Origin of the sequence: Geminicoccus roseus DSM 18922, assembly GCF_000427665.1 — a bacterium.
Classification (GTDB): Bacteria; Pseudomonadota; Alphaproteobacteria; order Geminicoccales; family Geminicoccaceae; genus Geminicoccus; species Geminicoccus roseus.
This window is the reverse complement of the sequence record NZ_KE386572.1, coordinates 3,185,478-3,210,900: the sequence shown is the minus strand read 5'-3', so window position 1 is coordinate 3,210,900 and position 25,423 is coordinate 3,185,478. Positions and strand designations below refer to the sequence as shown.

At 67.3% G+C, this 25,423-nt stretch carries 23 protein-coding genes; 17 read left to right on the top strand and 6 right to left on the bottom strand.

What is annotated here, in order from left to right; translation table 11 throughout:
- Nucleotides 1–83 precede the first annotated feature (83 nt).
- From urtA to urtE, 5 genes are all read left to right on the top strand, one after another.
- Nucleotides 84–1,367, top strand: coding sequence for an urea ABC transporter substrate-binding protein (gene urtA, locus GEMRO_RS0116155; RefSeq protein WP_051329129.1), 1,284 nt, complete (start codon nt 84–86; stop codon nt 1,365–1,367).
- Nucleotides 1,368–1,456: 89 nt separating this feature from the next.
- A complete protein-coding gene (gene urtB / locus GEMRO_RS0116150) occupies nt 1,457–3,052 on the top strand; it encodes an urea ABC transporter permease subunit UrtB (RefSeq protein WP_027134836.1) in 1,596 nt (531 codons plus the stop codon).
- The gene (gene urtC, locus GEMRO_RS0116145; protein ID WP_084507034.1) at nt 3,049–4,197 is read left to right on the top strand and encodes an urea ABC transporter permease subunit UrtC; all 1,149 of its coding nucleotides are present in this window, start codon (nt 3,049–3,051) and stop codon (nt 4,195–4,197) included. Before urtB ends, urtC begins: the two co-directional genes overlap by 4 nt.
- Nucleotides 4,184–4,948, top strand: coding sequence for an urea ABC transporter ATP-binding protein UrtD (gene urtD / locus GEMRO_RS0116140; protein WP_035485447.1), 765 nt, complete (start codon nt 4,184–4,186; stop codon nt 4,946–4,948). Before urtC ends, urtD begins: the two co-directional genes overlap by 14 nt.
- Nucleotides 4,948–5,637: an urea ABC transporter ATP-binding subunit UrtE gene (urtE, locus tag GEMRO_RS0116135; RefSeq protein ID WP_027134833.1), complete on the top strand. Its 690-nt coding sequence runs from the start codon at nt 4,948–4,950 to the stop codon at nt 5,635–5,637. The genes urtD and urtE overlap by 1 nt, the downstream gene beginning before the upstream one ends.
- A 74-nt stretch (nt 5,638–5,711) precedes the next feature.
- Here the strand turns inward: urtE and GEMRO_RS34925 are convergent, their stop codons facing one another.
- Nucleotides 5,712–5,894: a hypothetical protein gene (locus GEMRO_RS34925; protein WP_027134832.1), complete on the bottom strand. Its 183-nt coding sequence runs from the start codon at nt 5,892–5,894 to the stop codon at nt 5,712–5,714.
- Nucleotides 5,895–6,704: 810 nt separating this feature from the next.
- On the opposite strand from GEMRO_RS34925, the gene GEMRO_RS0116120 reads away from it, so the two are divergent.
- The 12 genes from GEMRO_RS0116120 to GEMRO_RS30020 all read left to right on the top strand — a co-directional run bounded on the left by GEMRO_RS0116120 (nt 6,705) and on the right by GEMRO_RS30020 (nt 18,990).
- The gene (locus GEMRO_RS0116120) at nt 6,705–7,124 is read left to right on the top strand and encodes a hypothetical protein (RefSeq protein WP_027134831.1); all 420 of its coding nucleotides are present in this window, start codon (nt 6,705–6,707) and stop codon (nt 7,122–7,124) included.
- A 282-nt stretch (nt 7,125–7,406) separates the two neighbouring features.
- Nucleotides 7,407–8,294: an MBL fold metallo-hydrolase gene (locus GEMRO_RS0116115; RefSeq protein WP_027134830.1), complete on the top strand. Its 888-nt coding sequence runs from the start codon at nt 7,407–7,409 to the stop codon at nt 8,292–8,294.
- Nucleotides 8,295–8,298: 4 nt separating this feature from the next.
- Nucleotides 8,299–8,640, top strand: a complete 342-nt coding sequence (gene bigR, locus GEMRO_RS0116110) for a sulfite-sensing transcriptional repressor BigR (RefSeq protein ID WP_027134829.1) — start codon at nt 8,299–8,301, stop codon at nt 8,638–8,640.
- Nucleotides 8,637–9,053 (top strand): YeeE/YedE family protein, encoded by a 417-nt coding sequence (locus GEMRO_RS0116105; protein WP_027134828.1) that lies wholly within the window; start codon nt 8,637–8,639, stop codon nt 9,051–9,053. Before bigR ends, GEMRO_RS0116105 begins: the two co-directional genes overlap by 4 nt.
- Nucleotides 9,050–9,478, top strand: a complete 429-nt coding sequence (locus tag GEMRO_RS0116100) for a YeeE/YedE family protein (RefSeq protein ID WP_027134827.1) — start codon at nt 9,050–9,052, stop codon at nt 9,476–9,478. Before GEMRO_RS0116105 ends, GEMRO_RS0116100 begins: the two co-directional genes overlap by 4 nt.
- 170 nt (nt 9,479–9,648) lie before the next feature.
- Nucleotides 9,649–10,725 carry an ABC transporter ATP-binding protein gene (locus GEMRO_RS0116095; protein WP_205624990.1) on the top strand — a complete coding sequence of 359 codons (1,077 nt, stop codon included), beginning with the start codon at nt 9,649–9,651 and terminating at the stop codon, nt 10,723–10,725.
- Nucleotides 10,726–10,744: 19 nt separating this feature from the next.
- Nucleotides 10,745–11,878, top strand: a complete 1,134-nt coding sequence (locus GEMRO_RS0116090; protein ID WP_027134825.1) for an ABC transporter substrate-binding protein — start codon at nt 10,745–10,747, stop codon at nt 11,876–11,878.
- A 4-nt stretch (nt 11,879–11,882) separates the two neighbouring features.
- Nucleotides 11,883–12,734 (top strand): ABC transporter permease, encoded by an 852-nt coding sequence (locus tag GEMRO_RS0116085; protein WP_027134824.1) that lies wholly within the window; start codon nt 11,883–11,885, stop codon nt 12,732–12,734.
- Nucleotides 12,731–13,543, top strand: coding sequence for an ABC transporter permease (locus tag GEMRO_RS0116080; RefSeq protein ID WP_027134823.1), 813 nt, complete (start codon nt 12,731–12,733; stop codon nt 13,541–13,543). Before GEMRO_RS0116085 ends, GEMRO_RS0116080 begins: the two co-directional genes overlap by 4 nt.
- Before the next feature lie 30 nt (nt 13,544–13,573).
- Nucleotides 13,574–14,446 (top strand): KPN_02809 family neutral zinc metallopeptidase, encoded by an 873-nt coding sequence (gene ypfJ / locus GEMRO_RS0116075; protein ID WP_027134822.1) that lies wholly within the window; start codon nt 13,574–13,576, stop codon nt 14,444–14,446.
- A 554-nt stretch (nt 14,447–15,000) separates the two neighbouring features.
- Nucleotides 15,001–17,139, top strand: coding sequence for a hypothetical protein (locus GEMRO_RS0116070; protein WP_035485446.1), 2,139 nt, complete (start codon nt 15,001–15,003; stop codon nt 17,137–17,139).
- Between the two features lie 486 nt (nt 17,140–17,625).
- Nucleotides 17,626–18,990: a hypothetical protein gene (locus tag GEMRO_RS30020; RefSeq protein WP_157505605.1), complete on the top strand. Its 1,365-nt coding sequence runs from the start codon at nt 17,626–17,628 to the stop codon at nt 18,988–18,990.
- A 63-nt stretch (nt 18,991–19,053) separates the two neighbouring features.
- Here the strand turns inward: GEMRO_RS30020 and GEMRO_RS0116055 are convergent, their stop codons facing one another.
- The 5 genes from GEMRO_RS0116055 to GEMRO_RS30015 are packed head-to-tail and all read right to left on the bottom strand — an operon-like array spanning nt 19,054 to nt 25,406.
- Nucleotides 19,054–19,836, bottom strand: coding sequence for an enoyl-CoA hydratase-related protein (locus GEMRO_RS0116055; RefSeq protein ID WP_027134820.1), 783 nt, complete (start codon nt 19,834–19,836; stop codon nt 19,054–19,056).
- Entirely contained in the window at nt 19,833–21,863 is a 2,031-nt protein-coding gene (locus GEMRO_RS0116050; RefSeq protein ID WP_027134819.1) for an acetate--CoA ligase family protein, read from the bottom strand. The genes GEMRO_RS0116055 and GEMRO_RS0116050 overlap by 4 nt, the downstream gene beginning before the upstream one ends.
- Nucleotides 21,860–23,020, bottom strand: coding sequence for an acyl-CoA dehydrogenase family protein (locus GEMRO_RS0116045; protein WP_027134818.1), 1,161 nt, complete (start codon nt 23,018–23,020; stop codon nt 21,860–21,862). The genes GEMRO_RS0116050 and GEMRO_RS0116045 overlap by 4 nt, the downstream gene beginning before the upstream one ends.
- A gap of 4 nt (nt 23,021–23,024) precedes the next feature.
- On the bottom strand, nt 23,025–24,509 hold the full coding sequence (locus tag GEMRO_RS0116040; protein ID WP_027136404.1) for a 3-hydroxyacyl-CoA dehydrogenase NAD-binding domain-containing protein: 1,485 nt from the start codon (nt 24,507–24,509) through the stop codon (nt 23,025–23,027).
- A gap of 15 nt (nt 24,510–24,524) precedes the next feature.
- Nucleotides 24,525–25,406, bottom strand: a complete 882-nt coding sequence (locus tag GEMRO_RS30015; protein WP_051329126.1) for a BKACE family enzyme — start codon at nt 25,404–25,406, stop codon at nt 24,525–24,527.
- Nucleotides 25,407–25,423: the final 17 nt, after the last annotated feature.

Below are 25,423 nucleotides of genomic sequence, written 5' to 3'. Positions count from 1 at the left end.
GCAATCGTGGCATCCATCTTGCTGCTCCTGATGCGGGGCGGCCGGCTGCGGCCGACGGAACGAATTTTCGAGGGATCAACCAGATGAACTGGAGCTGCAGCAAGCGGCATCTTCTGGGTCTGTTCGCCGGGACCGCGCTGACGGTCGCGGCCGGACTGCCGGCCTTGGCCCAGGAAGAAACGATCAAGGTAGGCGTCCTGCACTCCCTGTCCGGCACCATGGCGATCAGCGAAACCACGCTGAAGGACGTCATGCTGATGCTGATCGAGGAGCAGAACGAGAAGGGCGGCCTGCTCGGCAAGAAGCTGGAAGCGGTGGTGGTCGATCCCGCCTCCGACTGGCCGCTGTTCGCGGAAAAGGCCCGCGACCTGATCGCGGCCGAGAAGGTCGCCGCGGTGTTCGGCTGCTGGACCTCGGTCAGCCGCAAGTCGGTGCTGCCGGTATTCGAGGAGCTGAACGGCCTCCTGTTCTACCCGGTCCAGTACGAGGGCGAGGAAAGCTCCAAGAACGTCTTCTATACCGGCGCTGCCCCGAACCAGCAGGCGATCCCGGCGGTCGAGTACCTGATGAGCGAGGATGGCGGCGGCGCCACCCGCTTCGTGCTGCTCGGCACCGACTATGTCTACCCGCGCACCACCAACAAGATCCTGCGCGCCTTCCTGAACTCGAAGGGCATCCCCGACGAGGACATCATGGAGGAGTACACCCCGTTCGGTCACAGCGACTGGCAGACCATCGTGACGAACGTGAAGGCGTTCGCCAACGAGGGCAAGCAGACCGCGGTGGTCTCCACCATCAACGGCGACGCCAACGTCCCGTTCTACAAGGAACTGGGCAACCAGGGCATCAAGGCGGAGAACCTGCCGGTGGTCGCCTTCTCGGTCGGCGAGGAGGAACTGTCCGGCATCGACACCAGCGGGCTGGTCGGGCACCTGGCGGCCTGGAACTACTTCATGTCGGTGGACACGCCTGAGAACCAGGCGTTCATCGAGAAGTGGCAGGCCTTCACCAGCCCCGATCGCGTCACCAACGACCCGATGGAAGCGCATTACATCGGCTTCCAGATGTGGGTGCAGGCGGTCGAGCAGGCCGGCACCACCGATGTCGACGCGGTCCGCCAGGCGATCATCGGCCAGGAAGCGCCGAACCTGACCGGCGGCGTGTCGGTGATGCTGCCGAACCATCACATCACCAAGCCGGTGCTGATCGGCGAGATCCAGCCGGACGGCCAGTTCGAGACCGTCTGGGAGACCGATGATCTCGTCCCGGGCGATGCCTGGTCGGACTACATTCCCGAGAGCGCCAAGCTGACGGCGGACTGGACCTATCCCTGGGTCTGCGGCGGCTGCGAAACCCCGACCTACTGACCCACGGACCCGGACACCTGCGCGCGCTTCCGGACACCTCCCCTGGAAGAGCGCGCAGGCCGTCCCGCCGACGCTCGGACAATCAAGAGATGCGGCAATTCCTGCGTGTGTGGCTGATCTGCCTGTTCCTGTCGGCCCTGGGAACGGGCGGTGCCTTCGCCGTCTCTCTGTCCGACGCGTCGGCGGGACTTTCTCCCAGAAAGTTCAGCGAGACCGCCGACGCCATCGACGCGCTGGCGGCGACCGGCGACCCGCAGGCGCTGGTGATCCTGCAGGCGCTGGCCGACGGTGCTTTGGAAAAAACCCCGGACGGGCGCCTGGTCATCGTGGACGGACCCACCGCCACCGACGCCCTGACCGGCGAGGCGCTGCCGGCCGCGCCGAGCGACGGCGCCAAGATCCGGCTGAACAACCGGCTGCGTGGCCAGCTGCGCGGCGCCATCGGCCTGTTCGGCCTCACCTCCGCGGACCCCGGCCAGCGCCTGACGGCGGTCGACGCCCTGACGAACGACCGCTCCCCGGAAGCGCTGGCCCGGCTTGAGGAGGCGCTTTCGAAGGAGGAGGACGCGGCGGTCGCCGAGCGCATGCGCTTCGGGGTGTCGATGCTGGCCTTGTCCAGCGACGATCCGGCCAAGAAGCTGGCGGCGATCCAGGCCCTGTCCGGCGCGCTCGACCCGCGGGTGCAGGGGCTCCTTTCCGGCTATGCCGCCACCGAGACCGATCCCGAGCTGAAGCAGGCCGCCGACGAGGCGCTGGCCGCCATCGAGCGCAAGCGCTTCTGGATCGACATCGGGGTGAACCTCTACCAGGGCGTCTCGCTGGGCTCGATCCTGTTGCTGGCGGCGGTTGGCCTGGCCGTGACCTTCGGCGTGGCAGGGGTCATCAACATGGCCCATGGCGAGATGCTGATGCTGGGCGCCTACACCACCTTCGTGGTCCAGCAGCTCTTCCGCAGCTTCCTGCCCGCCTCGATGATCGACTGGTACCTGATCGCCGCGATCCCGGCGGCCGCGATCGTCGCCGGCCTGTTTGGCATGCTGATCGAGCGCGGCGTGATCCGCTTCCTGTATGGCCGGCCGCTGGAGACCCTGCTGGCCACCTGGGGCCTGTCCCTGATCCTGCAGCAGGTGGTCCGCTCGGTGTTCGGCCCGACCAATCAGGAGGTCGCCAACCCGTCCTGGATGAGCGGCGCCTTCCAGTTCGCCGGGGTGACGCTCACCTACAACCGGCTGGTCATCATCCTGTTCAGCCTGATCGTGCTGGCGATCGTCTGGTTCGTCCTGCAGCGCTCCCGCTTCGGCCTGGAGATGCGCGCGGTCACCCAGAACCGGCGCATGGCCGCGGCGGTGGGCATCGACACCGCCCGGGTCGACGCGCTGACCTTCGCGCTCGGCTCCGCGGTGGCCGGCATGGGCGGCGTGGCGCTGTCCCAGGTCGGCAACGTCAGCCCGAACCTCGGCACGCTCTACATCGTCGACAGCTTCATGGTCGTGGTGTTCGGCGGGGTCGGCCAGCTCGCCGGCACCGTGGTGGGGGCGCTCACCCTGGGCGTGCTGAACAAGCTGATGGAGCCGTTCGCCGGCGCGGTGCTGGCCAAGGTGCTGCTCCTGGTGATCGTGATCCTGTTCATCCAGAAGCGGCCGAAGGGACTGTTCGTCCTCAAGGGCCGGAGTGCCGAGGCATGAGCGCCGTGAACGACCGCACCACGTTGCTGGGCCCTGCCGGGCGGATCGCCATGTTCGCGGTCCTGGCGCTCCTGCTGCTGATCGTGCCGGTGCTGAACCTGTGGGTGCCGCCGGGCTCGGCCCTGCACCTGCCGGACCACGCCGTGCCGCTGATCGGCAAATATGTCTGCTACGCCCTCTTGGCCCTGTCCCTGGACCTGGTCTGGGGCCTGGCCGGGGTGCTCTCGCTGGGCCACGGCGCGTTCTTCGCGCTGGGTGGCTACGCCATGGGCATGTACCTGATGCGCCAGATCGGCGACCGGGGGGTGTACGGCAACCCGGACCTGCCGGACTTCATGGTGTTCCTGAACTGGCCGGAGCTTCCCTGGTACTGGCAGGGCTTCGACCAGTTCCCGTTCGCCCTGCTCATGGTCGCCCTGGCGCCGGGCATCCTGGCCTTCGTGTTCGGCTGGTTCGCCTTCCGCTCGCGGATCACCGGCGTCTACCTGTCGATTATCAGCCAGGCGATGACCTACGCCCTGATGCTGGCCTTCTTCCGCAACGACATGGGTTTTGGCGGCAACAACGGCCTGACCGACTTCAAGGACATCCTGGGCTACCCGCTGCAGGCGATGGAAACCCGGATCGGCCTCTACATCGCCTCCGTGCTGGCCCTGGGAGCCGGCCTGTGGCTGTCGATCCGGATCGCCGATGCGCCGCTCGGCCGCCTCCTGATCGCGATCCGCGACGCAGAGTCCCGCGCCCGCTTCCTGGGGCACCGGGTGCTGGCGGCGAAGCTGTTCGTGTGGACCCTGTCCGCGATGATGGCCGGCGTGGCCGGTGCCCTCTACGTGCCGCAGGTCGGCATCATCAATCCCTCGGAGTTCTCACCGGCCAACTCGATCGAGATCGCGATCTGGGTGGCAGTGGGCGGCCGCGGCACCCTGATCGGCGCACCGCTCGGCGCGTTCATCGTCAATGGCGCCAAGTCCTGGTTCACCGGCCTGTTTCCGGAACTCTGGCTGTTCGGCCTGGGTGCTTTGTTCGTCGCGGTCACCCTGTTCCTGCCCAAGGGCGTGATCGGCACCCTGGCCGATCTCCGCCTGCGCCGGGCCCGGCCCGCCCCCGTCGTCGAGAAGCTGGAGCCTGAACATGCCGGCGCCTGACGTCCTGCCCGCCGACACCCTGCTCTACCTGGACGGCGTCACCGTCGACTTCGACGGGTTCAAGGCGCTGAACAGCCTGTCGCTCTATTTGGCCAAGGGCGAGCTGCGCACCATCATCGGCCCGAACGGCGCCGGCAAGACCACCATGATGGACGTGATCACCGGCAAGACCAGGCCGACCGCCGGCACCGCCCTCTACGAGGGTTCGGTCGACCTGACCCGCAAGGCCGAGGAGGAGATCGCCAGGCTCGGCATCGGCCGCAAGTTCCAAAAACCTACCGTGTTCGAGGCGCTGACGGTGCGGGACAACCTGGAACTGGCGAGCCTGGGCGGCCAGAAGCTCGGCACCCTCCTCGCCATGCGCACCAAGGCGGAGACCCGCGAGCGGATCGACGCCATCCTGGAGACCACGGGGCTCGGCGAGCGGCGCGACGTCGTCGCGGGCGCGCTCAGCCACGGCGAGAAGCAGTGGCTGGAGATCGGCATGCTGCTGATCCAGGACCCCAAGCTGATCCTCCTGGACGAGCCGGTCGCGGGGATGACCGATGCCGACACCGAGAAAACGGCCGCGCTGATCCTGCGGCTCAAGGGCCAGCACACCGTGGTGGTGGTGGAGCACGACATGCATTTCGTGGAGAGCCTGGGCGCCAAGACCACCGTGCTGCACGAGGGCCGGGTCCTGGCCGAGGGCAGCGTGGCCATGGTCCGCGCCGATCCCACCGTGGTCGACGTCTATCTGGGACGCTCCTGATGCTTGCGGTCGACGACCTCCATCTCGCCTACGGCGCCTCGATCGCGCTGCGCGGCGTGTCGCTGTCCCTGACCAAAGGCGAGGTCACCTGCCTGCTCGGCCGCAACGGCGTCGGCAAGACCTCGCTGCTCCGCGCGATTGCCGGCCAGCTGCCGATCAAGGCCGGCACGGTAACCCTGGACGGCCAGGACCTGGCCCGGCTCCCGACCCATGGCCGCGCCCGCGCCGGGGTCGCCCTGGTCCCGCAGGGCCGCGAGGTGTTCCCGCGCCTGACCGTGGAAGAGAACCTGCAGACCGGGTTCGCCACCAGGCGCGCCAGCCAGATCGACGAGCAGCTCTACGAGCTGTTCCCGGTGCTCCGCCAGATGCTGCACCGCAAGGGCGGCGACTTGTCCGGCGGCCAGCAGCAACAGCTGGCGATCGCCCGGGCGCTGGTGACGGACCCCTCGGTCCTGCTCCTGGACGAGCCCACCGAAGGCATCCAGCCGAACATCGTCGACCAGATCGGCGAGGTTGTCTCCGCACTGGCCAGGACCGGCAGGATGGCGATCCTGCTGGTCGAGCAATATCTGGATTTCGCCTTCCGGCATGCTGACCGGATCCTGGTGATGGACCGGGGCCGCATCGTCCTGGAAGGCGCCGCCGCCGAGATCGACCCGGACGAGGTCCGCCGGCTGGTGGCGGTCTAGAACCACCTGTTGTCGAGCCCTGCCCACCGTCGACCGGCATCCGGCGGGGGATGCCCCGGCAGGATCGGCCAGTGTCAGTCAAAGCAGATCTGGAAGTTCTTGTCGAACTTGTTGTCGTGGGCAGGCGGCAAGGCCGACCACGACCGGGAGGTGCGCGGCGCGGCCTGGAGGAAGGCGGGGTCGCCATTGTCGCCTTTGCAGATCCTGCTGTTGGGACCTGCCTTCACCCGGTGGTGATCGTCCAGGAAGTCGCCCACCCTCGTGCGGCTCCCATGATATTCGCCCGAGCCGGCGCCGGAGGGGTTTGCTGGCCCGAAACCGGCGAAGATCCGCTTGCGCGACTTCTGCCAGGCATCGTCGTACAGCCGGGCGAAGTGGGACTTGGGGATCGGCCCGTCCTTGAACCGGAACTTGTTGCTATGGAGTGCAGGACGGCGACATCGCTCTCGGTATCGCCTTCCCCCTCCCATTTGCTGACGCACCGGCCAGGTGCGCGATGAGTGTGCCATGTGGTACGGGACGCATGGCATGATCCTTCCATGTCTCTTGATCGCCATGATGCACAACGGCGCAATCGGCATTTACACCGACAAGTAAAACTACTACCATCACTAATGATCCGCGATCTAACGTACGATCGACACATTGTCATCGCACCTTTTTAATTTTGTCCGACGGCCTACGCAACGATAGATCAGCAACTATTCTACCAAAGTGCGATTGATTGCGCTTCAGATGTTCCCGTTTCTCGCCCGACCATCGGACGTCGCAGGGTGGGCTAGCGGAAGTTAGCTGGAGGCACAGCTTCCATCTGGGCGAGACCGGTCGCGGTTCATCATCGGAGGAGAAGGTGCTGACCAGGATGTACCGGCGGGAACCGCAAGCATGGCGACCTGTCAGGCCGCCGGCGGCAGCATTCCGTACTCGTTCGGCTACTAGATACCATGGCAACCAATACTCGGGCTTTGCTGCCACGGTGCCAGTCATGGTAAGATGCCAGCCTGCCATCGCCGTCACCGCGATGTCCGCGGAGATGCGCGGCGCATACTTGATCAAGGATGGTTGTGATGAACATTCGTGCGGTGCGCGTCTTCATCCTGGCTTTGTTCGCCATGCCGTTCTGCGGGCTCGCCGGGCCGGCTGGAGCACTGGAGCCTTACCAGGCCACGGCGAGCATCGGCGATTCCGCCACCTGCCAGAACCGGCAATGCATCCTGAACTTTCCGCCGGTGCCGGCCCAGAGGCGGCTGGTCGTCACCAGCGTTTCCGCGCAGCTGGGCGATGTCGCCGACCAAATCGTCCTGGAGAACAACGGCGTCACCTACTTCGTCCCGAAATCCCATCCCGACCTGGGTTATCTGGCGGCGCCGGTGACGATCCACTTCGATCAGGGCGCCCAGCCCACCGCCCGGATCTTCGCGCCGGACCCGACCAAGCACGTCTCCCTGATCGTCACGCTCGTCGGCCATCTCGTCGTCCGCAAGTAGGCGGATCCGCCGGAGGGCAACAACCAGGAGGCGGTCGGCACGGTCGGTGCCAGCATCGGCTCGTCCCTCTCGCTGGCCGCGACGGGCGCCAGTCGTTTCTGCGCCAGCCTGATCAGGCGCCCGGCGGCCTGGATCGTGCGCAAAGGCGATCCTTGATGCCGGCTCCCCCTGCTGTGCTGCCGGGACGCTCTTCTCTGGACCGTTCGCCGCGCCGTCCTCTTGACATTATATATTATACTTAAATATATGATATCCAGGCGAAGCACATGGGAAGAGACCGTCATGGCCAGTTCGACCCGCCGTCCGGACGTGCAAGGCTTCTTTGATCCCAGGACCGGCAGCGTCCAATACGTGGTCGGCGATCCGGAGGCCCGTGCCTGCGCGATCATCGACCCGGTGCTCGACTTCGAGGAAAAGTCCGGCGCCACCGGCACCGGCAATGCCGATCGGCTCCTGGCCTATGTCGCGGAGCGGGGATGGACGGTCGCCTGGATCCTGGACACCCACCCCCATGCCGACCACTTCTCCGCCGCCGGCTACCTGAAGGACCGGACCGGGGCGCCGACCGCCATCGGCGAGCAGGTCGTGGCGGTGCAGCGCCTGTGGAAGGACATCTACCACTGGCCGGACTTCCCGGCGGACGGCTCGCAATGGGACCGCCTGTTCGCCGACGGCGACCGGTTCCGGATCGGCGGCCTGGAGGCGCGGGTGATGTTCTCGCCGGGCCATACGCTGGCGTCGATCACCTATGTCGTCGGCGACGCCGCCTTCATCCACGACACGCTGTTCATGCCGGACAGCGGCACCGCCCGCACCGACTTCCCTGGCGGCAGCGCCACCCAGCTCTGGCAGTCGATCCAGGCGATCCTGGCCCTGCCGGAGCATACCCGCCTGTTCACCGGGCACGACTACCGTCCGGAGGGGCGCCAGCCCTGCTGGGAAAGCTCGATCGGCGCCCAGAAGCGGGAAAACGCCCATCTTGCCGGCAAGTCCGAGGCCGAGTTCGTCGCCCTGCGCCAGGCCCGCGACCGCACCCTGCCGATGCCCCGGCTGATCCTGCACGCCCTGCAGGTGAACATCCGCGCCGGGCGGCTGCCCGAGCCGGAAAGCAATGGCCGGCGCTACCTGAAGATGCCGCTCGACGCCCTGGAAGGCGCTGCCTGGGGATGACCCGATGACCGCGACACCCGACCTGCTCGCCAGGCGCATGTCGCCCGCCGCCATGCGCGACCGCGCCACGGAGGCGGCCGGCCTCCTGCGCACCCTCGCCAACCCGAACCGGCTGATGATCGTCTGCACCCTGGCCGAAGGCGAGTTCTCGGTCGGCCAGCTCGAGGAGCGGCTGGAGATCCGCCAGCCGACCCTGTCGCAGCAACTGACCGTGCTGCGCGACAGCCAGATCGTCAGGACCAGGCGGGAGTCCAAGCAGATCTTCTATCGCCTGTCCGAGCGCAAGGCAGCCGCCCTGGTGGAAGCCCTCTACACGATCTTCTGCACCGACGAGGCGGGCCGATGAGTGGCTACCTGCCCTCGCTGCTGGGCGGAATGCTGATCGGCGTAGCGGTCGCCATGCTGATGCTGCTGAACGGCCGGATCGCCGGGATCAGCGGCATCGCCGCCGGCCTCCTGCGCCGGCCCGACCGGCGGATGGCCGAGGATCTCGCCTTCGTCGGCGGGCTCCTGCTCGGTCCGCTCGGCTTCCTGCTGGCGTTTGGCGCATGGCCGCTGGTGCGGATCGAGGGCAGCCTGCCGGTGCTGGCGCTGGCTGGGATCCTGGTCGGGTTCGGCAGCCGGCTCGGATCCGGTTGCACCAGCGGCCATGGCGTGGCCGGCCTCGCCCGCCTGTCGCCCCGCTCGATCGCGGCTGTTCTGGTGTTCCTGGCGACGGCCATCCTGACGGTGTCCTTGATGCGGAGCTTCGGATCGTGAGTCTGGCGCGCATCGCCGCGGCCCTGGCGGCCGGCAGCATGTTCGGCTTCGGCCTGGCCCTGTCCGGGATGCTCGACCCGGCGCGGGTGCGGGGCTTCCTCGATGTTTTCGGCGCCTGGGATCCAAGCCTCGCCTTCGTCCTGGCGGGTGCGGTGGCGGTCGCCTCGATCGGCACCTGGATCCGCCGGAGGCTCACCCGCCCGGCCTTCGACCGCGACTTCCACCTGCCGCGCCAGACCCGGATCGACAGCCGGCTGGTGACGGGCGCGGCGATCTTCGGGGTGGGCTGGGGCATGGCCGGCCTCTGCCCGGGCCCCGCGCTCACCTCCCTCACCCTGGGCCTGCCGCCGACTGTCCTGTTCGTGCTGGCCATGCTGGCCGGCATGCTGGCCCATGACCGCCTGCCGCGCCGCTCGAGTTCCTGACCGGCCGCCGCTCTTCCCCGCGGCCGTTTGCACGAACGAACCCGACGATCCTCCGCTGCCAGCGCCCCGGCCGGCCCAGGATACCGCGCCGATCAGCGGCGGCTTGACGCGGGCCGCCCCGCCCGCTCACTTCAGGGCAGTGTAGATCTCTGCTCCACCTGCGAGGCCGCTTGCCGACCAACACTGCCGCCATCGTCTTCGATCGGGTCAGCCGGACGTTTGGCGAGGTGCGGGCGGTGGACGAGATGGACCTGGCGGTGACGGAAGGCTCGTTCTTCACCTTCCTGGGGCCGTCCGGCTGCGGCAAGACCACGTCATTGCGCCTGATCGCCGGGTTCGAGCAGCCGGACCGGGGCGAGGTGAGGATCGCCGGGCGGAACATGGTCGGCACGCCGGCCTGGCAGCGGCCGGTCAACATGGTGTTCCAGGCCTACGCGCTGTTCCCGCATCTCTCGGTGTTCGACAACGTCGCCTATGGCCTGCGCCAGCGGCGCCCCAGGCCCGACCGGCGTGCCGTCGCCCTGGAAGTCGGCCGGATGCTGGAGCTGGTGCGGCTGCCGCAGCTGGCCGGGCGCCGGCCGCACGAGCTTTCCGGCGGGCAGCAGCAGCGCGTGGCGCTGGCCCGCGCCCTGATCAACCGGCCAACCGTCCTGCTCCTGGACGAGCCCCTGGCCGCGCTGGACCGCAAGCTGCGCCGCGAGATGCAGATCGAGCTGCAGAACCTGCAGAGGGAGGTCGGCATCACCTTCGTGCTGGTCACCCACGACCAGGAGGAGGCGCTGTCGATGTCGGACCGGATCTGCATCATGCGCGCCGGCCGGATCGTGCAGGCCGGCAGCCCGGCCGATCTCTACGACACCCCGGCCGATGCCTGGGTCGCGGATTTCGTCGGCAAGTCGAACTTCCTGCGCGGTCGCCACTTCGGCGGCTCGGTGGAAGTGGCCGGGCTCCACTTTGCCGGGCGCTGCCCGCACCGGGCACTGCCGGACGGAGCGGACGCCGTCCTGGCCGTGCGGCCCGAACTCATCCGCCTGCGCGCCGGCCATGGCCACGGCCTGGACGGCACGATCGCCAACCGGATCTTCCTGGGCGAGCACTCGGAGTACCTGGTGGTTGCCGGCATGTTCGGCGATCTGCTCGTCCTGGTCCCCAAGTCGGTCGAGGCGGAACAGGGCGGCTACGCCAGGGGCGATGCGGTATCGCTTCATTGGGATGAACAGGCGGCGCTGATCCTTGCGCCCGGCTGATCAAGGGGGGAGTAGGTCGATGGACAAGAAGTCGTTCCTGCACGAGATGCGCCGCTGGCAGATGGGCTCGGTGTCGCGGCGCCACTTCCTGGGCGTCACCGGCCTTGGCGCCGCCACCGCGGTGATGGCCGGCGCGATGCCGGGCCTGCGGCCGCGCCCGGCCCATGCCGCCGACCTGGGCGACCGCCTGGCCCTGGCGACTTGGCCGAACTACCACAACCAGGAGAACCTGGACCGCTTCACCTCGGAGACCGGGGTCGCCATCCAGCTCAATGCCTTCGGCTCCAACGAGGAGATGCTGGCCAAGCTCCAGGCGGGCGGCACCGGCTGGGACGTCCTGGTCCCGACCAACTACACGATCAGCACCTATGTCGAGCTCGGGCTGATCGAGCCGCTCGATCTGGCCAAGCTGCCGAACTACGACGCTTCGCAGAACGAGGCGAAGTTCACCGAGCAGGGCACCGTGGACGGCGTTGTCTATGCGGTCCCGAAAAACTGGGGGACCACCGGCTACGTGGTCAACAGCGCCAAGCTCACCCAGCCGCTGACGACCTGGAAGGAGTTCTGGGACATCGCCCAGGACGAGGCCAGCGGCCGGGTGATGGTGCACGACTACCAGCTGACCACCATCGGCAACGCCCTGAAATATTTCGGCTACAGCTTCAACTCGGTCGACCCGGCCGAGCTGGCGGAAGCGGAAAAGCTGCTCCTGCAGGTCAAGCCGCATCTGTTCGCGATCAGTTCCGACTACCAGCCGTCGATGCGCTCCGAGGATGCCTGGATGTCGGTGTGCTGGACCGGCGACGCGACGCAGCTGCGCCGTGACATGCCGGAAATGACCTACGTGCTGGGCAAGGAGGGCGGGGAGATCTGGAGCGACTTCTTCGCCATTCCCAAGGATGCGCCAAACAAGGCCGCCGCCTACGCCTTCATCGACTTCCTGCAGATCCCCGAGGTCAACGCCATGGAGGTCGAGGCGCATGGCTACCCGCCGATCGACGCCCGCGCGAAGGCGCTGCTGCCCACGGAGATGGTCGAGGACCCGGTGCTCTACCCGGCCGCCGACCTCCTGTCCGCGCTGGAGTTCGGCGCCGCCGCCACCCTGACCGATCCCAACCGTGCCGAGATCATGGCCCGGTTCAAGTCGGCCTGATCCGATGGGCGGCCGCCGCGGCGCGATCCTCCTGGTGACGCCGGCGGCGGCCTGGCTCCTGTTCCTGCTGGTCCTGCCGCTGGCGGTGATGCTGGTGTTCTCGCTGGGCGAACGCGGCGCCGCCGGCGGCTATGCCCCGGCCTTGTCCCTGGAGCAGTATGCCAATCTCGGCGCGCGCAGCGCAGCCTTCGTCAACACCCTCACCCTGGCCCCGCTCGGCACAGCCATCACCCTCCTGGCCGCCTACCCCCTCGCCTACTGGCTGGCCCTGAAGGCGCCGGCGCGCTGGCGGATGCTGCTCCTGGTGCTGGTGCTGGTGCCGTTCTGGACCAGCCTGCTGATCCGCATCTATGCCTGGATTTTCCTGTTGGGCTCCAAGGGCATTCCGTCCTGGCTGGCAATGCTGGGCCTGCCCGAGCTGCGCCTGATCAACACGCCGTTCGCGGTGACGGTCGGGATCGTCTACGGCTACCTGCCGCTGATGGTGTTCCCGATCTACGTCACCCTGGAAAAGCTCGACCGCCGCCTGCTGGAGGCCTCCCATGACCTGGGCGCCCCGCCGTGGCGGACCTTCCTGCAGGTCACCCTGCCCCTTTCCCGCCCGGGCGTGGTCACCGGCGCGGTGCTGGTCTTCATCCTGCTGATGGGCGAGTTCCTGATCCCCCAGCTCCTGGGCGGCGGCAAGGTGTTCTTCCTGGGCAATGCCCTGGTCGACCTGTTCCTGCAGTCGCGCAACTGGCCCTATGGCGCCGCGATCGCCACGACCCTGGTGGTCGTGATGCTGGTTTCGGTGAGCATCGCGATGCGGCTGGGCATCCGGCGCGACGGCCGCCCGGGCCCGGGTCGATCCGAATGAACCTCTACGCCGTCCTGGCCTTCCTGTTCCTGTACGGTCCGATCGTCCAGATCGTGCTGTTCAGCTTCACCACCTCCCGCTCGGCCCTGACCTTCGCCTGCTGCTCCACCGAGTGGTACGGCCGGGCCCTGGCCAACCCGTTCGTCCTGGACGCGCTCTGGACCAGCCTGATCGTGGCTGGCGCTTCCGCCGCCCTGGCCACGATTGCCGGGACCGCCGCGGCGCTGGGCCTGGAACGGCTGCGGGGCATGCCGCGGCTCGTGATGGACGCGCTGCTCTATGCCGCCCTGACCGTGCCCGGGATCGTGATCGGCATCGCGACCCTCATCGCCCTGGTCCAGCTGTTCGACCTGGCCAATCCTGTCCTGGCGGGCCTGTGGCCGGTAGACCCGGCCCCACAGCTGGCGCTGGGCAGGGGCACGCTGATCGCAGCGCACGGGCTGTTCGGCATGGCGCTGGTGGTGGTGATCCTCCGCGCCAGGCTCGGCAGCATCGACATAGCCCTGATCGAGGCGTCCCACGACCTCTACGCCTCCCCGCTCGCCACCTTCCGGCAGGTGACCCTGCCGCTCCTGGCGCCGGCGATCCTGGCCGGCTTCCTCCTGACGTTCACCTTCAGCTTCGACGACTTCATCATCGCCTTCTTCGTAGCCGGCGCCGACACTACCCTGCCGATGTACGTGTTCGGGTCGATCCGGCGCGGAATCACGCCCGAGATCAACGCCATCGGAACGTTGGTGCTGGGCATCTCGTTGATGCTGATGATCCTGGCGCAGCTGTTCCTGCGCCGCCGGGCAGGTCCGGGGTGATCAAGGTGCAGCGGCAGGAAGGCTCGATCGATGGAATGGCGGAGCGGTAGGCGCAGCGGGAACGTCGTGGACCGGCGCGGCGGCGGCGGCCTGCGGATGGGCGGCGGCGCCATGCGGATCGGGGGCGGCATCGGCGGCGTGGGCCTGGTCGGGATCCTGGTGGTGTCCTGGCTGCTCGGCATCGACCCCTCGATGATCCTGGGCACCGTCGGAGGCGGTGGCACGGTCCAGACCGAGGATGCAGCCCCTCGGCAGCGAAGTGCTGCCGAGGACGAGTTGGCCGACTTCACCCGGGTCGTGCTGGGCAGCACCGAGGACATCTGGTCGGCGATCTTCCAGGCGGAAGGCCAAGCCTACCAGGAGCCGCGCCTGGTCTTGTTCACCGACGCCACCAGTTCCGCCTGCGGCTATGCCCAAGGGGCGACCGGCCCCTTCTACTGCCCGGGCGACCAGCAGGTTTACCTGGATCTCGGCTTCTTCGACGAACTGGCCCAGCGGTTCGGCGCGCCCGGCGACTTCGCCCAGGCCTATGTGATCGCCCACGAGGTCGGACATCACGTGCAGAATCTGCTGGGGATCCTGCCCCAGGTCCACGAGGCACAGCGCGGCATGGACCGGGCTTCCGCCAATGCCCTTTCGGTCCGGGTCGAGCTGCAGGCGGACTGCTTTGCCGGGGTCTGGGCGAACCGCGCCGACCAGGCGAGGGGCGTGATCGAGCCCGGCGACGTCGAGGAAGCGCTTGGGGCTGCCGCCTCGGTCGGGGATGACCGGATCATGCGGGCCGCCGGCCGCCGTGCCAGCCCCGAGAGCTTCACCCATGGCAGTTCGGCGCAGCGGGTCGAGTGGTTCAACCGCGGCCTTCGTTCGGGTGACGTCGAGAGCTGCAACACCTTCGCAGGCTGACAACCACCCAGGCTCCACCCTTCTAGAGACGCTGGCGCTTCCAAGGCGGATCGCAGCCGAAATCTGTCTGGTTCGCCGTCTTGTGAACGGTCGTGCAGGCGACAGATCACGGTTCATACCGGAAAAGGGCATGACAAATCGTCAATGGACGATCCCCTCCGGTGCCTCCCGCACGCGCGGCGCGGGCACGGACTGCCCGGATTCGACCACCGGATGCCAGACACGGTTCCTGGTTGAGGCGCTTTCAACCGGAACCCGACCACAAATATGATGTCGATTCCTTAATCTGATTTTCACTTGCGAGTTCCGCATCTCCGTAAAAATGAACTCTGCGTAACATCCGATTTCCGGATGGAACCGAACATTCCCCCACAGAATGGCGTCGTGTATCGGGCGATTACTAGCTCTTGGCTGGGCAGACGCCGGATATGACATGCAACAGCATGTCGGGCAGACAATGACGAACATTGTCGCCTCCCCCCGACGCCTGCACCGCCTGATCGCGATTCTGTAGTGTTCGTGGGGGGATCATGGTCAGTACTAGAGGCGTGGCATTGACTGCCGCGGCTTTGCTTGCGGGGTCGTACTTCAGCACGCTTGCTCCTTCGGCAGCCTTTGCAGCGGTCGACCTGGGCGATGTCGTCATCGCGGAGACCGGCTGGCGCTACAACATGACGGTGATGCGCGAGCAGGCGAAGACCAACACCTTCAAGGCCGAGCAGTACGCCTACTACCTCAAGAAACTGAACGTCACCGACGAGTATATCGTCGCTTATGCCGCGGCACTCGATGCCAAGTTCGGCGGCGACGAGGCGCAGTCGGCACCGGCCAATGGCTCAGGCGGCTTTGTGCAGGATCCGATCCTGAACGGTATCGAGGTGGTCGATACCGGCTGGCGCTACAACCTGACCGTGATGCGCGAACAGGCCAAGACCGACGCGTTCAAGGCCGAGCAGTACGCCTACTACCTCAACAAGCTGAACACGACCGACGCCTACATCGTCGCCTATGCTGCAGCACTCGCTGCCAAATACGGCACGGGCGGCTCGACCGGCGGCTCCACCGGGGGCAGCACGGACAGCGGCTCCGGCGGCTCCTCCGGCAATGGCGGCTTCGTGCAGGACCCGATCCTCAACGGCATCGAGGTCGCTGACAGCGGCTGGCGCTACAACATGACGGTCATGCGCGAGCAGGCCAAGACCGACGCCTTCAAGGCCGAGCAGTACGCCTACTACCTCAACAAGAACAACATCACCGACGCCTATGTCGTGGCGTATGCCGCGGCGGTCGCCGCGAAATACGGGACGAGCACGCCTCCATCACCGCCTCCCCCGCCGCCGCCACCACCTCCTCCGCCTCCCCCGCCACCTCCTCCGGTGGATACGGGCGGCGGCTTCGTGCAGGACCCGATCCTCAGAGGCATCGAGGTCGCTGACAGCGGCTGGCGCTACAACATGACGGTGATGCGCGAGCAGGCCAAGACCGACGCCTTCAAGGCCGAGCAGTACGCCTACTACCTCAACAAGAACAACATCACCGACGCCTATGTCGTGGCGTATGCCGCGGCGGTCGCCGCGAAGTACGGGACGAGCACGCCTCCATCACCGCCTCCCCCGCCGCCGCCACCACCTCCTCCGCCTCCCCCGCCACCTCCTCCGGTGGATACGGGCGGCGACAAGCCGTTCGTCCAGGATCCCATCCTCAACGGGATCGAGGTCAAGAACAGCGGCTGGCGCTACAACCTGACGGTTCTAAAGAAGCTCGGTGAGTACAGCGAGTTCAAGCGCGAGCAGTACATCTACTATCGCGACAAGAACAAGGTGACCGACGCCTATGTCGACGCCTACGCAGAGGCGGTAGCGGCCCTATTCAATCCGGACGATGTCGGCAAGGACATCGTGGCTACGAAGAAGACCGACTTCACGATCTATCGCGGCTTTCGCTACTACAACATGCCGAGCCTGGCCAACTGCGGCCTGAGCGAGGACATCCGGATCCTCTATGACGACGAGTTGTTCGGCTCGTCGAAGAGCGTGCCGGATATCGCCCGCCTGAAGTCCAGGGTGATCCCCGACCTGCTCAAGCGCGACGTGACCTACGTCATGATCGACATCGAGCACTGGGATCCGATCGCCGAGATGGACAAGCTCATCACGGTGATCCGCACCCTGCGCGACGGCGTCCGGGCGGCAGGCAACACCAAGATGAAGTTCGGCTACTATATGCTGGTGCCGGAGCGGAACTACCTGGCGCCGACCACCAAGAGCTATGCTCCGGAACGCTGGACCAAGTGGCTCCAGAACAACGATGCGATGCGACGCCTGGCAGCCGAAGTCGACGTGGTGTTCCCGTCGCTCTACACCCCGCACGAGAACCGTGACGACTGGCTGCTCTATGCCCGTACCAACATCGAGCAGGCCCGCACCTACGGGAAGAAGGTGATCCCGGTCCTCTGGCCGCAGTACCACGACACCACCCCGGGGATCGGCACGACCTACCTGCCGATCAAGTTCTGGGAGATCCAGCTCAAGGAAATGAACAACCTGGGCGATGATCTTGTGATCTGGGGTTCCGTCGCTTTCCAGTCCAAGGGCTGGGACAACTGGAACAAGGACCGCGAGTGGTGGGGCTTCACCCGGCAGTTCGCCGCCCAGTACTCCGATGTCCCGCAAACCGGCACCTGCGACGACTAAGCCGGTCTTCTTGTGATGACCATGGGCCCCCTCCTCGGAGGGGGCCTTTCCTTTTTGTGGGTCCTCAAGATCGACTGCGGCTGGATCAGCAATGAAACCGACCAGTCATGGGAAGATGATCATCAAGGACGATCCACTCCTGGATGACCTCTCAGCCAGCTCAGGACCCTTCATGAAGACGATGTCATCGAACCACTTTCCGGCACCGTCCGTCGCTGGGAAGTGGACCATATTTCATTTTTAGCCCAGTTCGGATGAGTTCCTTCGCCAGTTGTGAAGATTCATTTACATCTCCAGGAAATGTCCCAGCTCTCATTTCCCCATTCAGAATGATCGTGTATCCCCCATCGTGGTTTTCCGGCAGTGCAAGCTCCACGAGTGATGGAAGACGTCGGTCATCACGTTCAGGCGTGATGATGCAGCGTCCCTCCTCCTGCGGAGCGGAATACGTCCGGAAACGGAACATATTCGATCCTGGGGGGGATCATGACACGACTGAGAGCAGCGGCACTTTGTGCTGCCGCGTATTTCGCCTGTACGATCGCGATCACCGGCGTGCCCACCAGCGCCCTGGCAGGCGTCAACCTGGGTAACGTGCCGATCGCGAATAGTGGCTGGCGCTACAACATGACGGTCATGCGCGAGAAGGCCAAGACCGACTCGTTCAAGGCCAAGCAGTACAAATACTATCTCGACAAGCACAACCTGACCGATGCCTGGGTCGTCGCCTACGCCGCCGCGGTGGATGCGAAGTACAACGGCGGCAGCTCGTCCTCGGGCAGCAGCTCCTCCGGGTCGAGCTCCGGCTCCAGCAGCAGCGTCAACCTGGGCAACGTGCCGATCGCGAACAGCGGCTGGCGCTACAACATGACGGTCATGCGCGAGAAGGCCAAGACCGACGCCTTCAAGGCGACCCAGTACAAGTACTATCTCGACAAGCACAACCTGACCGACGCGTGGGTTGCGGCCTACGCCGCGGCGGTGGATGCGAAGTACAACGGCGGCAGCTCGTCCTCGGGCAGCAGTTCCTCCGGGTCCAACTCCGGCTCCAGCAGCTCCGGGTCCACCTCGAGCGGCGGGCGCAAGCCGATCTACAACGGCTTCCGCTACTACAAGATGCCCAGCTTCGCCGGCTGCGGCCTGAGCGGCATCAAGATCTTCTACGACAACGAGCTGTTCGGCAGCGGATCCAAGTCCAAGCCCAACATCTCGCAGCTCAAGAACGTCGTCATCCCGAAGATCCTGAAGAACAAGTACCAGTACGCTGTCATCGACATCGAACACTGGGACACGTTCAAGGAGATGGACAAGCTGATCACCGTGGCCAAGACGATCCGCGACGGGATCCGGGCCAAGGGCGGCAAGACCAAGATCGGGTACTACCTGCTGATTCCGGATAAGAACTGGTACGCTCCGGTCCAGAACAGCTCCAGCAAGATGAAGTCCTGGAAGGCGACCAACGATAAGCTGGCGCCGCTGGTCAAGCACGTCGACGTGATCTTCCCGTCGCTCTACACGATGTTCGACAACAAGAGCGACTGGATCAAGTACGCGAAGGGCAACATCGCCGAGGCGCGCCAGTACGGCAAGCCGGTGATCGCCTTCATCTGGCCGCAGATCCACAACTGGAACTCCACGGACGGCCAGAAGTACATGTCCGGCAGCTTCTGGAAGACCCAGCTGGAGACGGTCCACGGCCTGGCCGACGGCACGGTGATCTGGGGCTCGATGACCACCAAGAAGGGCAAGCGCGGCTGGGACACCTGGCGCAGCGGCATGCCGTGGTGGCAGGTGACCAAGGAGTTCGCCAAGGCCAAGGGCACCGCCAAGTTCAGCGGCTGCAAAGCCTGACCTGAGACCGGTCGCGACCTGACCGAGAGCCCCTTCCTGCCAAGGAAGGGGCTTTCTTTTTGTTCAGCGCCCGGTCCAGCGCGGCGTCCGCTTCTCCGCGAATGCCCTGGGACCCTCCCGGGCATCGTCCGACCGCAACATCGTCTGGTAGGCCGGAAGCCCCTCCCCCTCCAGCAGATCGTGGCCCTGCTCGATGCTGAGGGTTTCCGTGGCGCGGGCGATCTCCAGCACAGCGGCGATCGCCAGCGGCGCTCCGGCGACGATCTCCGCCGCCAAGGCCTCCGCCGCCGCCATCAGATCGGCCTGGGCGACCACCTGGTTCACCAGTCCCCAGGCCGCCGCTTCGGCGGCATCGAGCCTGCGGCCGGTCAGCAGCAGTTCCATGGCGCGCGCCCTCGGCAGCCGCTTGGGCAGGCGCAGGCTGGCGGCATCTGCCACGATCCCGACGCGCGGTTCCGGCAGCCAGAACTTCGCCGTGTCGACCGCCAGCACCAGGTCACAGGCAAGCGCCAGCTCGAAGCCGCCGCCCACTGCCATGCCGTTGACCGCTGCGATCACCGGCTTGGCCAGGCCGGGCAATCGGGCCAGCCCGCCAAAGCCGCCGACACCATAGTCGCTGTCCGGCGCCTCGCCCGCAGCCGCCGCCTGCAGGTCCCAGCCGGCGCAGAAGAAGCGCTCGCCGCTGCCGGTCAGGATCGCGACCCGCAGCGAAGGATCGTCCCGGAATCCGGCGATGATCTCGCCCATGGCGCGGCTGGTCGCGGCGTCGATGGCGTTGGCTTTTGGCCGGTTGATGGCGACGGTCAGGACCGGGCCGTTCCGGGTGACGATCAGAGGGTCGTTCATGGGTCCACCATTCTGAGCAAGGCATCGACCACGACCACGCCCTGCCCCTCGGCAAGCACGAGCAGCGGGTTGAGGTCCATCTCCACCAGCCGGTCGGCCTGGGCGAGGACAAACTCCCCGATCCCAAGGATCGCCTCCACCAGGGCAGCCCGGTCGCCGGGCGGGCCCCCGCGATAGCCGTCGAGCAGGCGGGACAGGCGCAGCCCGGCCAGTACCTGTTCCACCGAAGCCCGGTCGAACGGGAACAGGAGCGTCGCGCTGTCGTCCAGGAACTCGGCGAGAACGCCGCCGGCACCGACCACCAGGACCGGTCCGAAGCCCGGTTCCCGGACCATTCCCACGATCACCTCGGCCACCACGCCCGAGACCATGGACTCGACCAGAACCTGGGGGCCCAGATGGCTCATCCCCGCCGCCGCGGCCGACACCTGCGCGGCGGTGCGCAGGTCGAGCGCAACGCCGCCGGCGTCCGACTTGTGGGCGATCGACGGATCGGCGCATTTCACGACCACCGGCAGGCCCAGCTCGACGGCAGCGGCAGCGGCATCGTCCAGGTCGACGATGCGGCCGGGCGGTACCGGGATCCCATGGCGAGCGAGCATCGCCTTGGCCGCGCCTTCCCGCATCGTGGTCACCGGGCCGCCCCGCAGGTCCGGCCAGCGAACGAGGCCGGGCTGGCTCGAGGGAGGAACCGACGCGGCGGCGATGGCTTCCACCGATTCACCCATGCCCTGCATGGGCACGATCCCGGCCGCCAGCAGCCGGTCGCGACGGTCCGACGGCAGGCATTCCGGCAGCGAGGCTACGACGGCAGCGGCGCGGCCGGTGGCGTGCACCGCCGAGATCCACGCTTCCAATGTAATGTCCCAGGACGAGACCTCGCTTCCCTCTTGGGTTGGATAGTCAAGAACCAGGACCGATGTATCGAATTCTTTCGCTAACAAAGCGAAAAAGAGCTGTTCCTGCCTCTTTCCGGAACCCCATATGAACGTTTGGTAATCGAGAGGGTTATCTGCTCGTACCTGCCCATCCAGGGCCTCCTCGATCGCCCTGGCATGCTCGGGCTCCAGCGACGGCATCTCCAGGCCGTGCCGTTCGGCCAGGTCCGCAAGGAGGGCGGCCTCGCCGCCACTGCAGGAAGCCGAGCAGATCCGGCGGCCCGGGCGACGGCCCAGGACGTGCAGCAGCTTCAGGGTTTCCAGGAAGCCGGCCACCGTGGTCGCCTGCACGATCCCGAGCCGGGCGAAGAAGGCGTCGTAGACCCGGGCCGAGCCGGCCAGGGTGCTGGTATGGGTGATGGTGGCGCGGCCGCCGGCCGGGGACCGGCCGGTCTTCAGCACCACGACCGGCTTTCCGGCAGCTTCGGCGGCCAGCGCAGCCTCCGCGAAGGCTGCCGGGTCGGTGAGGCCTTCCAGATGCAGCCCCACCGCGGTGATCCTGGGATCGGCAGCGGCGTGGCGCAGGAACGGCGCGGCATCGAGCATGGCCTGATTGCCCAGGCTCACCACCAGCCCGATCGGCACCGAGCGCTGCTGCATGGTGAAGTTGATCGCGATGTTGCCGCTCTGGCTGAGGATCGCCACGCCACGCTCGATCGGCGCCACCCCGTGCTCGTCCGGCCAGAGCGCGACACGATCCAGCCCGCTGATCAGGCCGTGACAGTTGGGGCCCAGCAGCGGCATGGCGCCTGCCGCCTCCGCCAGCCGGACCTGCAGGTCGCGGGCACCGGTTTCGGCGAAGCCGGAGCTGAAGCAGACCACCCCGCCGCAGCCCCGGTCGCGCAGGAGCGCTACCAGATCGGGGCAGCTGGCGGCCGGGACCGCCAGGAACGCCGCATCCACGTCCGGAGGCAGGTCGGCGACGGTGGGCAGCGTGGCGATGTCCTCGATCGAGGAGCGGGTCGCCGACACCACGTGGATGGTTCCGGCGAATCCGATCCTGCGCAGCTGCCGGATCGCCGGGCCGGCATAGCGGCCGGCGATCACCGCGACCGAGCGGGGCGCCAGCAGGCGGTTCAGCGGGCTCATGCGCCGAGCGGCCGGAGCATGGCGCGGCTGATGATGTGCCGCTGGATCTCCGACGTTCCCTCCCAGATCCGTTCGACCCGCGCGTCCCGCCAGATCCGCTCCAGCGGCAGGTCCTCCATCAGGCCCATGCCGCCGAAGATCTGCAGGGCCTCGTCGGCGATCCGCGCCAGCGCCTCGCTGGCGGCGAGCTTGGCCATCGCTGCGTCCTCGTCGCGCATGGCGCCCTGGTCGAACCGCCAGGCCGCCCACAGGGTGAGCAGTTCGGCCTGCTGGAGCATGGTCTTCATGTCGGCGAGCTTGAAGCTCACGCCCTGGAACTTGCCGATCTGCTGACCGAACTGCCGGCGCTGGGCGGCCCATTCGGTCGCCAGCTCCAGCGCCCGGTGCGAGCGGCCGAGGCAGGTCGCCGCGACCTGCAGGCGGGTGGCGCCCAGCCACTCGTTCGCCACCTCGAAGCCGCGATGGGGCTCGCCCAGGATCTGGGTGGCCGGGACCCGGCAGTTCTCGAAGCGGAGCCGGCAATTGTGGTAGCCGCGATGGCTGACCGAGACATAGCCCGGCAGGACCTCGAAACCCGGCGTTCCCTTGTCGATCAGGAAGGCAGTGATGCGCTTCTTGCGGCCGCGCGCGGTCTCCTCTTCGCCCGAGGCGGCGAACAGGATCACGAAGTCGGCAAGGTCGGCGTGGCTGATGAAATGCTTCTCGCCGTCGATCACCCAGTCGCCGCCGTCCTGACGGGCCGTGCACCGCATCGAGCGCACGTCCGACCCCGCCTCCGGCTCGGTCATCGCCAGGCAGTCGATCTTCTCGCCCCGGATCGCCGGAAACAGGTAGCGCTGCCGCTGCTCACCCACGCAGGCCTGCAGGATGCCGGACGGCCGCGCGACCAGGTAGTGCAGCGCATAGGATGCGCGCCCAAGCTCGCGGTCGACCAGGCACATCGACACCGTGTCCAGCCCGCCACCGCCCAGTTCCTCCGGCAGGTTCGCGGCATAGAGCCCGGCCTCCAGCGCCCGCTCGATCACCTGGCGCACCAGCTCCGGACGCACCTGCCGGGTCCGCTCGACCTCTGTCTCGTAAGGGTAGAGTTCCCTCTCGACGAAGGCGCGCGTCGTCGCGACGAGCATGTCCTGCTCGCCTGATAAGCCGAAATCCATTGCCTCAGCCCTTCCGCCGGATCCCGATTGTCCGCCCTGCCCCATCCGGGCGCGGCCTGTCCTTGTGCACGGCGAAGATCGCCGTCAGCGCCGCCAGGACCTCCGGCTGGATCGGCGCCGAGCGCTGCGCCCTGCTGTCGACATGCATCAGCATCTGCTCGGTGGTCGCGACCAGTTCGCCGGTGCCGTCGTGGAACATCTCGTGGAAGAGGTGCAGGCGCTTCTCGTCGAGGTCGAGGAGCTGGGTCGTGTAGCGCAGCCGGTCGCCGGAACCGACCTCCCGCAGGTAATTGATGTGGCTCTCGACCGTGTAGAAGCTGTGGCCGGCTGCCCGGTACGCCTCGTCGATCCCGACATAGCGGAACAGGGCATCGGACGCGTCGCCGAAGGCCCAGAGATAGGAGCCTTCCGACATGTGGCCGTTATAGTCGACCCAGGAGGGGTTGACGCCGCCCCGATAGAGCTGCAGCGGCGCGTCGACCGGGGTGTCCGGTTTCCAGCGCGGGTAGTCGATCCGGCCATAGAGCCGCGCTTCGTCGGCCGCCAGGGTGGCGCCGGCGCCCAGCTCGTGCGGGCGCAGGGCGCGGATCACGTCCACCAGGGCGGCGTCGCGGGTGCGCGCCAGCTCGCGGATGCTGCGGCCGGCCGCCTGCGCCTCGCAGCCTTCGACCATCCGCTCGATGAGCTCGCCGGTGAGTTCCGGAGCCTTGAGCCGGGTCCACGGCCATTCCAGGGCCGGCCCGAACATCTCCAGCATCGCCCGCATGCCGCCTTCGCCGCCGGCCAGGTGGAAGATCAGGCAGGTCCCCCAGAACGACCAGCGCAGCCCCGGCCCGTAGGCGATCGCGGCGTCGATCTCGTCGGTGCTGGCGATGCCGTCGTTGACCATGTGCAGGGCCTCGCGCCAAAGCGCTTCCTGCAGCCGGTCGGAGATATAGCCCTCGACCTCCTTGCGCACCTTCAGGGCGTGCATGCCGATCGAGGTGTAGAACGCCATCGCGCGCTCGACCGTTTCCGGGTCGGTCTCCTGCCCGCCCAGCACCTCGCAGAGCGGCAGGAGATAGACCGGGTTGAACGGGTGGCCGATCACCATCCGGCCAGGCCGGGTCAGGCCTGCCTGGATCTCGCTCGGCAGGAGGCCCGACGAGGACGAGGCCAGGATCACCTCGGGGCCGGCCACCCGGTCCATCGCCTGGAACAGGCTTCTCTTCAGCTCCAGCCGCTCCGGGGCAGATTCCTGGACCAGGTCGGCGGTGCCCGCGACCTCCTCCAGGCTGGACACGAAGGTCAGCCGGCCGGGCGACGGCAAGGGCGCCTGGGTCAGCTTGGCCATGGACGGCCAGGCAAGGTCGACGCTGGCGCGCAGCAGGTCCTCGGCGCCTGGCGACGGGTCGGTGGCGACCACGTCCAGGCCGCGGAACAGGCAGCGCGCCGCCCAGCCCGCACCGATCACCCCGGTACCGACAAGGCCGACTGTCCGGATGGTCATGTCTGGTCTCCCGCCTCAGCGCTGCCGGGCCAGGCCCAGCTTGTCGCGGGCCTCCCCAGGCGTGAGCGTCCGTCCGCCCAGAAGCCGCACGACCTCGCAGGCCCGGGCGACCAGGCTGCCGTTGGAGGCAGGCACGCCCTTGTCCAGCCAGAGATTGTCCTCCAGGCCGACCCGGACATTGCCGCCCAGGAGCATCGCCTGCGCCACCATCGGCATCTGCATCCGGCCGATCCCGAATGCGGCAAAGCTGGAGCCCGGATGCAGGAGGTCGCGCATCGCGGTCATGGCGCGGATATCGGCGGGAGCCCCGAAGGGAATGCCCATGCAGAGCTGGAACATTGCCGGCGTGTCGACCAGGCCTTCCTCGATCAGGGTGTTGGCCATCCAGACATGGCCCAGCTCGAACACCTCGAGCTCCGGGCGTACCCCCACCTCCTTGATGATTTTCGCCATCTGGCGGAGCTGGTCAGGGGTGCTGACATAGGCGGCGCCGGCATAGTTCATCGAGCCGCAGTCGAGGGTGCAGATCTCCGGGCGAAGTTCGACCACGTGGCTGAGCCGGTCCTCGACCGAGGCCATGTCGGTGCCGGGGCCGCCCCGCCAGGGCTCCGCCGCCTCCGGCACATAGTCCCCACCCATGCCGGCGGTCAGGTTCAGCACGACATCTGTCCCGGACGCCCGCACCCGCTCGACGACCTCGCGGTAGAGATGCGGGGCCCTGGCCGCCTTGCCGGTCTGCGGATCGCGCACATGGACATGGGCGATCGCGGCGCCGGCCTCGGCCGCCTCGATGCAGGCCCGGGCGATCTCCTCCGGCGTGACGGGGATGGCCGGATGCCGGCCGACCGTGTCCCCGGCACCGGTCACCGCACAACTGACGATCACGTCCCTGTTCATGCCACGCCTCCTGTGGA